This is a genomic window from Marinomonas dokdonensis (genome assembly GCF_052747885.1).
Map to the genome: position 1 here is coordinate 552448 of NZ_JBRAND010000002.1, position 8163 is coordinate 560610.

Annotated in this window: 7 protein-coding genes and 6 tRNA genes; all 13 read left to right on the forward strand. The window is 45.4% G+C overall.

The window, feature by feature from the left end; all coding sequences use genetic code 11:
* The first annotated feature begins 92 nt into the window (after window positions 1–92).
* Window positions 93–2012: a threonine--tRNA ligase gene (gene thrS / locus ACUM5Y_RS07095; protein ID WP_445976174.1), complete on the forward strand. Its 1920-nt coding sequence runs from the start codon at window positions 93–95 to the stop codon at window positions 2010–2012.
* Between the two features lie 26 nt (window positions 2013–2038).
* A complete protein-coding gene (infC, locus tag ACUM5Y_RS07100; protein WP_445976175.1) occupies window positions 2039–2572 on the forward strand; it encodes a translation initiation factor IF-3 in 534 nt (177 codons plus the stop codon).
* Between the two features lie 64 nt (window positions 2573–2636).
* Window positions 2637–2831 carry a 50S ribosomal protein L35 gene (gene rpmI / locus ACUM5Y_RS07105; RefSeq protein WP_445976176.1) on the forward strand — a complete coding sequence of 65 codons (195 nt, stop codon included), beginning with the start codon at window positions 2637–2639 and terminating at the stop codon, window positions 2829–2831.
* A gap of 45 nt (window positions 2832–2876) precedes the next feature.
* Complete coding sequence (gene rplT / locus ACUM5Y_RS07110) at window positions 2877–3233, forward strand: 50S ribosomal protein L20 (protein ID WP_024023333.1); 357 nt, start codon at window positions 2877–2879, stop codon at window positions 3231–3233.
* A 125-nt stretch (window positions 3234–3358) separates the two neighbouring features.
* Entirely contained in the window at window positions 3359–4354 is a 996-nt protein-coding gene (pheS, locus tag ACUM5Y_RS07115) for a phenylalanine--tRNA ligase subunit alpha (protein ID WP_445976177.1), read from the forward strand.
* Between the two features lie 22 nt (window positions 4355–4376).
* Window positions 4377–6761: a phenylalanine--tRNA ligase subunit beta gene (gene pheT / locus ACUM5Y_RS07120; protein WP_445976178.1), complete on the forward strand. Its 2385-nt coding sequence runs from the start codon at window positions 4377–4379 to the stop codon at window positions 6759–6761.
* A gap of 4 nt (window positions 6762–6765) precedes the next feature.
* Window positions 6766–7062 (forward strand): integration host factor subunit alpha, encoded by a 297-nt coding sequence (locus tag ACUM5Y_RS07125; protein ID WP_445976179.1) that lies wholly within the window; start codon window positions 6766–6768, stop codon window positions 7060–7062.
* Window positions 7063–7366: 304 nt separating this feature from the next.
* Window positions 7367–7443: transfer RNA gene (locus tag ACUM5Y_RS07130), tRNA-Pro, on the forward strand.
* A gap of 13 nt (window positions 7444–7456) precedes the next feature.
* Window positions 7457–7532: transfer RNA gene (locus ACUM5Y_RS07135), tRNA-Thr, on the forward strand.
* A 48-nt stretch (window positions 7533–7580) separates the two neighbouring features.
* Window positions 7581–7656 (forward strand) — tRNA-Thr (locus tag ACUM5Y_RS07140).
* A 43-nt stretch (window positions 7657–7699) separates the two neighbouring features.
* Window positions 7700–7775: transfer RNA gene (locus tag ACUM5Y_RS07145), tRNA-Thr, on the forward strand.
* Window positions 7776–7826: 51 nt separating this feature from the next.
* A tRNA-Thr gene (locus ACUM5Y_RS07150) sits at window positions 7827–7902 on the forward strand.
* Between the two features lie 158 nt (window positions 7903–8060).
* A tRNA-Val gene (locus ACUM5Y_RS07155) sits at window positions 8061–8136 on the forward strand.
* Window positions 8137–8163 lie beyond the last annotated feature (27 nt).

Consider the following 8163-nt stretch of genomic DNA (forward strand, 5'->3'; position numbering starts at 1 on the left):
AAGGTTAGGCGAAAAATGCTAGTTTATGCCCTGAATTTACATGTGCTCTTTGGTATGGAGCACCACTGACTCCAAAAAGGGGAATCAAAAAAATGCCTGTAATTACTTTGCCGGATGGCAGTCAACGTTCTTTTTCTAATCCTGTAACGGTTATGCAAGTGGCTGAGGACATAGGTCCCGGTCTTGCTAAAGCAACTGTTGCGGGTCGTATCAATGGCGAATTGGTCGATGCTTGTGAGCTTATCACCAGTGACTCGGCATTAAGCATAGTGACCGGAAAGGACGCAGAAGGGGTGGAGATCATTCGTCACTCGTTTGCGCACTTGGTGGGTCACGCTGTTAAGCAGCTGTTTCCAACCGCTAAAATGGCCATTGGTCCTGTCATCGATGAAGGCTTTTATTACGATATCGCCTTTGAGCGCCCATTTACGCCAGAAGACATGGCGTTAATAGAGAAGCGCATGGGTGAATTGGTTAAAACCGATTACGATGTCGTTAAGAAAATGACGCCTATCGCAGAAGCGCGTCAACAATTTGTTGAGCGTGGTGAAGATTACAAAGTTGCCTTAATTGATGACATGGACGCTTCTATCACAGAAGTGGGCTTGTATCATCATGAAGAATACATGGACATGTGTCGTGGTCCTCACGTACCGAATACCCGTGTATTACGTCACTTTAAATTGATGAAACTGGCGGGCGCTTACTGGCGTGGTGATTCCAACAACGAGCAGTTGCAGCGTATCTACGGTACCGCTTGGACCGACAAGAAAGAGCTAAAAGCTTACTTGTTGCGTATTGAAGAAGCGGAAAAGCGTGACCACCGTAAGCTGGGTAAGAAATTAGACTTATTCCATGTGCAAGAAGAAGCACCTGGTATGGTGTTCTGGCATCCAAAAGGCTGGAGCTTGTATCAAACTGTTGAGCAATACATGCGTAAAAAGCAGCTTGATAACAATTACCAAGAAGTGAAGACGCCACAAATCGTTGATCGCGTGTTGTGGGAGAAGTCTGGACACTGGGGTAAATACCACGAAAACATGTTTACCACCCATTCGGAAAACCGTGATTACGCGGTAAAACCGATGAACTGTCCTTGTCACATTCAAGTTTATAACCAAGGCCTGAAGAGCTACCGTGATTTGCCATTCCGTATGGCTGAATTCGGTTCTTGTCACCGTAATGAGCCATCTGGTGCCTTGCACGGTATCATGCGTGTACGTAACTTCGTGCAAGATGATGGTCATATCTTTGTGACAGAAGGTCAGATTCAACAAGAAGTGTCTGAATTTATTGATCTGTTGCACGAAGTGTATGCAGACTTTGGTTTCACCAATATCATTTATCGCTTATCCACTCGTCCAGAGCAGCGTGTAGGTTCGGATGAAGTTTGGGATAAAGCAGAGCAGGCATTGGCTGAGGCGTTGAACTCTGCGAACCTAGAATGGGAAGAGTTGCCAGGTGAAGGGGCGTTTTATGGTCCTAAGATCGAGTTCTCGTTGAAAGACGCGATCGGTCGTGTTTGGCAGTGTGGTACTATCCAAGTGGACTTTTCTATGCCGACTCGTTTGGATGCAAAATACGTAGCAGAAGATGGCTCACGCCAAACACCTGTTATGTTGCACCGAGCGATCGTGGGTTCATTGGAGCGTTTCATCGGTATCTTGATTGAAGAGACTGAGGGTTCATTCCCGCTTTGGTTAGCGCCAGAACAAGTCGTCATCATGAATATTACCGATCGTCAGGCAGAATATTGTTCTGATTTGGAAAAAAGATTAAATTCAAAGGGCTTTAAAGCGAAACTTGACTTGAGAAATGAGAAGATCGGGTTTAAAATTCGCGAGCATACAATTCAGCGCATCCCATATATGATTGTTGTTGGCGATAAAGAAGTCGAACAACATCAAGTAGCCGTTCGAACTCGAACTGGTGAAGACCTTGGGGTGATGAGTGTTACTGATTTTGAAGATTTGCTTCAGACAGAAGTCGCTCGTCGTAGCCGTAAACAATAAATGGAGATAGAGCTATAAAAGGTAATATGAATCGTGGGCGTAGTGCTAGTAAGCAGCGCCCTCTAATCAACGAGAACATTCGAGCAACTGAAGTACGATTAATCGCTGCTGATGGTGAACAAATTGGTGTTGTGTCGATTGACGAAGCGCTTAAGGCTGCTCAAGAAGCTGGCCTTGACCTAGTGCAAATTGCTGATTCTGATCCGATTGTTTGCAAAATCATGGACTACGGCAAGCATATTTTTGAAGCCAAGAAAGCGAAAGCGGCTCAAAAGAAAAATGCTAAGCAAATCCAGGTTAAAGAAATGAAATTCCGTCCAGGGACGGAGGAAGGGGATTATCAGGTAAAACTCCGCAACCTGATACGTTTCCTTGAAGGCGGGGATAAGGCCAAAGTATCACTAAGATACCGCGGTCGTGAAATGGCCCATCAGGAGCTTGGTATGCAACTTATGAATCGAGTCGCTGCAGACTTAGAGGAATATGGTGCAGTAGAGCAAGCTGCGAAAATGGAAGGTCGTCAATTGACTATGGTGCTAGGCCCCAAAAAGAAGAAGTAATCTCAAATAGCTTAGGTTATTGAAAGATTACATTAACATTAACGAATGCGAGAGTGGTTTTATCATGTCCAAAATTAAGTCACACAGTGGCGCAGCTAAGCGCTTCAAACGTACCGCGAATGGTTTTAAACATAAGCAGTCTCATACTAGTCACATTTTGACTAAGAAATCGACTAAGCGTAAGCGTCATCTTCGTGCAATGAAGAGCATCGCTGCCAGCGACAAAGCGTTAATCACGCGCATGTTGCCATACATCTAAGTCTATTTTTATAGTTCATTAATTTATTAGTATAAGGTTTATATTATGCCTCGCGTAAAACGTGGTGTTCAGGCTCGTCGCCGTCACAAGAAGATTCTAAAGCAAGCTAAAGGTTACTACGGTGCACGTAGTCGTGTATTTCGTGTAGCGAAACAAGCTGTCATTAAAGCTGGTCAGTACCAATACCGTGACCGTCGTCAGCGTAAGCGTCAATTCCGCGCATTGTGGATTGCTCGTATCAACGCTGCTGCACGTATCAATGGTTTGTCTTACAGCCGTTTCATTGCTGGCTTGAAAAAAGCAGCAATCGAAATCGACCGTAAAGTACTTGCTGATCTAGCTGTGTACGAGAAAGAAGTTTTTGCTGCAATCGTTGAAAAAGCGAAAGCAAGCTTGGCTTAATTTCTGACGTAGCCTTAGGGTGATGCGGTCTTGCAAGAATATTGTCTCGAACGTGTCACTCAATGCAGTCTTTAATAGGGGAAGGGCCAACGCTCTTCCCCTATTTTATTTTTTGGAGTATGTAAATGGAGAACCTAAAGCAGATTCTCGCTGATGCGCTAAGCGCAGTGGCTGCGTCTGAGAGTGAGTCCGCCTTGGATGATGTGCGTGTGCATTATCTTGGTAAAAAAGGCGCTCTAACGGCTTTGCTGAAACAGCTAGGTAATGTTTCTGCAGAAGATCGTCCTAAATTTGGTCAATTGGTAAACGAAGCGAAAGGGCAGGTTCAGGAGAAAATTACTGAACGTAAGTCGACCCTAGCGAAAGCCGCTTTGGATGCAAAATTGGCAACCGAAACAATTGATATTTCTTTGTCTGGTAAAGGCCAAGAAGTGGGTGGCTTGCACCCTGTTACCCGCACCATGGAGAGAATTGAAAACTTCTTCCGTGGGATTGGTTTTGATGTGGCAGCGGGCCCTGAGATCGAAGATGACTACCACAACTTCGAAGCGCTGAATATTCCTGCGCATCACCCAGCTCGTGCCATGCAAGATACCTTCTATTTTAATCCTAATACGGTACTTAGAACGCATACATCGCCAGTTCAAGTTCGTACCATGGAAACGTCACAACCACCTATCCGTATTATTTGTCCGGGTCGTGTGTACCGTTGTGATTCTGACCAAACGCATACGCCTATGTTCCATCAGGTTGAGGGTTTGTTGATCGATGAGAATATTTCCTTCGCGGATTTAAAAGGCACGTTACAGCAGTTCTTGAACGTGTTCTTTGAAGATGACTTGAAAGTGCGCTTCCGCCCAAGTTACTTCCCATTTACCGAACCTTCCATTGAAGTGGACATCATGCGTACCAACAGCAAAGGCGAAGAGTCTTGGTTGGAAGTATTGGGTTGCGGCATGGTAAACCCGAAAGTCTTGGAAATGTCTGGTATTGATTCTGAAAAATACACAGGTTTTGCCTTTGGTATGGGGGTAGAGCGTTTTGCCATGTTGCGTTACAAGGTAGACGATTTACGCATGTTTTTTGAAAACGATTTGCGCTTTCTTAAACAGTTCAACTAAACCGCCAGCCTAGGATGTTGTTATGAAAATTAGTGAGAATTGGCTAAGAGAATGGGTGAACCCAAACATCAGTCGTGATGATTTGGTGGCGCAAATTACCTTAGCAGGTCTTGAAGTAGACGAAGTACTGCCAGTAGCGGCTGAATTCACTGGCGTAGTGGTGGGCGAGATTATCAGCGCTGAACCACACCCGAATGCCGATAAGCTGCAAGTGTGCCAAGTAACCGACGGTAGCGAAACGTTCCAAGTGGTATGTGGTGCTCCGAACGCTCGTGCGGGCATCAAAATCCCGTTTGCAAAGATTGGCGCGGTTTTAGGCGGTGACTTTAAAATTAAAAAGGCGAAACTCCGTCAAGTTGAGTCTTTTGGTATGTTGTGTTCAGCGTCTGAGCTTGGTATTAGCGAAGATCATGATGGCATTCTTGAATTGCCAGCCGCTGCAACAACAGGACAGGATTTACGCGAATATCTAGATCTTGATGATTGCATCATAGATGTGGATCTTACCCCAAACCGTTGTGATTGCTTAAGTCTTGCTGGCTTGGCACGCGAAGTGGGCGTACTAAATAAAACCGACGTTAGTGAAGTTCAGATTGATGCAGTAGCAGCAGTTATTGATGATGTGTTCCCTGTGGAAGTGCAAGCCGCTGATGCTTGTCCGCGTTACTTGGGTCGTGTCATCAAAGGTGTCAATGTTGCTGCGGCAACACCGTTGTGGATGGTGGAAAAACTACGTCGCAGTGGTATTCGTTCCATTGATCCGATTGTCGATATCACCAACTATGTGATGCTAGAACTTGGTCAGCCGATGCATGCCTTTGATCTTGCGAACCTAAATGGCAGTGTTGTAGTACGCAATGCTAGTGCTGGTGAAAAGATCGTATTGCTCGATGGTCAAGAAGTGAGCTTGCGTGAAGATACCTTGCTTATCGCTGACCAGAAAGGTCCTTTGGCTATTGCTGGTGTGATGGGTGGTGAAGGTTCTGGTGTGAATACCCAGACTCAAGACATCTTCCTAGAAAGTGCTTTCTTTGCACCGTTAGCGATTGCCGGTAAAGCGCGCTCTTATGGTTTGCATACAGATGCTTCTCATCGCTATGAGCGTGGTGTGGACGCAAGCTTGCAACAGAAAGCGATTGAACGTGCAACGGCCTTGGTACTTGAGATTGCTGGCGGTCAAGCTGGCCCTGTGACGGCAACGCAAAGTGAAGATCACTTGCCTGCGGCGGCGGAAGTGACTTTGCGTCGTAAAAAGCTTGATCAGTATCTAGCTATGTCTATCGATAAAGACTTAGTGACAGATATCTTGACGCGTTTGGGTCTTGAGATGCTGCAAGTGACTGATGAAGCTTGGGTAACGAAAGCACCTTCCCATCGTTTTGACATAGCGATCGAGGCGGACTTGATCGAAGAAGTGGCGCGTATCTATGGTTACGACAACTTGCCTTCAGCTATGCCTAAGGCTGCCGTGAGCTTCACTCCGCTATCTGAAAGTAAAACTGCGATTCAAAACTTGCGTTCAGTATTGGTTTCTCAAGGTTACCAAGAAGCTGTAACTTACAGCTTTATTGATCCGAACTTGAGCAAGCAATTCTTGCCTGAGATCGAGCCTGTGCCACTGGCCAATCCAATCTCTGCGGATATGGGTGTAATGCGACCAAGTTTGGTGCCAGGCCTAGTGAAAGCTTACCTGCACAACCAAAACCGTCAGCAGAGCCGTGTGCGCTTGTTTGAAACAGGTCGTCGCTTTATCGGCTCTGTAGAAGCTTTGGATGAACTGGATCAGCAACTACAGATCTCTGGTCTGATCGCGGGTAGCCGTCATCCAGAAGCTTGGTATCACAAGAGTGAAAAAGTCGATTTTTACGATCTAAAAGCTCATGTAGAAGCTATGTTCGCTTTAAATAATGGTGGTAAGCCAAGTTACGAGCCTTCTCGTTGTGGTTACTTACACCCAGGACGTTCTGCGGATATCTTCATTGATGGTGAGTTTGTCGGCGTAATGGGGGAGTTGCATCCTCAGTTGTCTAAAGAACTTGGCGCCAACCAAACTCTGTATGTGTTTGATATTGCTTTGTCCGCAGTGTTGGGTGCGACCTTACCAGAATACAAAGCGGTTTCTAAATTCCCAGAAGTGCGTCGTGACCTTGCTCTGCTTGTGGATCGATCTGTGCCGGTTAGTGCTCTTGAAAAAGTCATTAACGAAAATGCTGGTGAAGCCTTTAAAGATGTCTTAGTTTTTGACGTTTATCAGGGCCAAGGCATTGATGAGACGAAAAAAAGTGTCGCTTTGGGCTTGACGTGGCAGCATCCTTCACACACTCTTAGTGATGAAGAAGTAAACAACTCGGTCGATAAAACTGTAGCTGCTTTAACGGAGACGTTAGGAGCTGTTGTAAGGGGGTAGATTTATGGGATCGTTGACGAAAGCGGACCTTGCTGAAAACTTAGTAGATACAATAGATTTGAGTAAAAAAGACGCCAAAGACCTAGTTGAAGGTTTTTTTGATGTGATACGCAATTCTCTCGTTGAGCGTCAGCAAGTTAAGTTATCGGGCTTTGGTAATTTCGAAGTGCGAGAAAAAAGTCAGCGACCCGGTCGTAACCCGAAAACAGGGGAAGAAATTCCCATTACCGCTCGTACCGTCGTGACTTTTAGGCCTGGGCAGAAGCTTAAGTCTAAAGTCGAAGACTATATGCAAGAGTAAGCACTCAAGTTACTTCGCTTGTTACTAAAAGCCACTTCCCTAGGAAGTGGCTTTTTTATTGCCTGGCAAACGCTTCTAGCATTAAAAAGAGTAGGGTGTGGGAGTGAATATATAAGCCTTCAGAAAGCCGCCACAGGAAACCTCAGCAAAGTCATTAATGATATTTAGATCAATGCTTAATCAATGATTTACGAAAACTGAAAACGCGTCATTAAAATGAAAAAAAACAAATAAAACTCTTCCCTTTTCAATTCGTTATAGTAATATACGCACCCGCTGACAACGACAGTGTTGTTGTTTGCATCGGGGCGTAGCGCAGCCTGGTAGCGCACTAGCATGGGGTGTTAGTGGTCGCAGGTTCAAATCCTGCCGTCCCGACCAAAATTTGAGAAATGCCGCTATAGCTCAGTTGGTAGAGCATCTGACTTGTAATCAGAGGGTCCCGAGTTCGACTCTTGGTGGCGGCACCATATTTTGGTCAAGTCCTGTAAAAGGATAAAAATGTTTTTGCTTTTTTAGCCGCTATAGCTCAGTTGGTAGAGCATCTGACTTGTAATCAGAGGGTCCCGAGTTCGACTCTTGGTGGCGGCACCATACAACACTTGTGTTGTGTCGTTAAAAGCAAACTGCGTAATTTGCCGCTATAGCTCAGTTGGTAGAGCATCTGACTTGTAATCAGAGGGTCCCGAGTTCGACTCTTGGTGGCGGCACCATTATCTTTTAATCCGATTAAGAGATAATGACAAAATTTGATTTAGCGTTAAGCCGCTATAGCTCAGTTGGTAGAGCATCTGACTTGTAATCAGAGGGTCCCGAGTTCGACTCTTGGTGGCGGCACCATACTTGAATATTTCAAGTGGCGTTAAATGAAGTTCCCCCATCTTCCTAAGGATGTAAAACTATATGGGTGTGTAGCTCAGTTGGGATTCGTCCTATACGAGGCGCATAATCACCGGGAGTTAAGAACTCCACATCTACCTAAAGATGTAAAACTATATGGGTGTGTAGCTCAGTTGGGAGAGCGTCGCCCTTACAAGGCGAATGTCGGGAGTTCGAACCTCTCCACACCCACCATCTTATCGATGTAAAAGATAAGTCTGA